General features: G+C 69.7%; 1 protein-coding gene. It reads left to right on the top strand.

Going from position 1 to position 251, the window contains the following annotated elements:
* On the top strand, window positions 1–153 hold a 153-nt coding region (locus IJ15_RS0124720; RefSeq protein WP_031940944.1), incomplete at its 5' end, for a CPBP family glutamic-type intramembrane protease.
* Between the last annotated feature and the right edge of the window lie 98 nt (window positions 154–251).

Genomic DNA, 251 nt, shown 5'->3' with positions numbered 1-251 from the left:
GGGCTCGGCAACGTGCTGATGGGGCTGATCTTCGGACGCTACTGGCAGCGCACCGGCAAGTTGTGGCCGCTGGTGATCGCGCACGCGCTGATCGACACCGTCGCGTTCGTCGGCTACGCGCTGTTACGCGGGCACCTGTCCTGGCTGCCGTGACCGCAACTGTCGGGATCGCACGTATTCTCGGACCGTGAACGGCGAGACCCACGACAGACGTCAGCCGGGCCCGCCGCACCGCGGCCGGCCCCAGCCGC

Origin of the sequence: Prescottella defluvii, from assembly GCF_000738775.1 — a bacterium.
GTDB classification, from domain to species: Bacteria; Actinomycetota; Actinomycetes; order Mycobacteriales; family Mycobacteriaceae; genus Prescottella; species Prescottella defluvii.
Note: the sequence above shows the minus strand (reverse complement) of the source record. Positions and strands in the feature narration are given on the sequence as shown.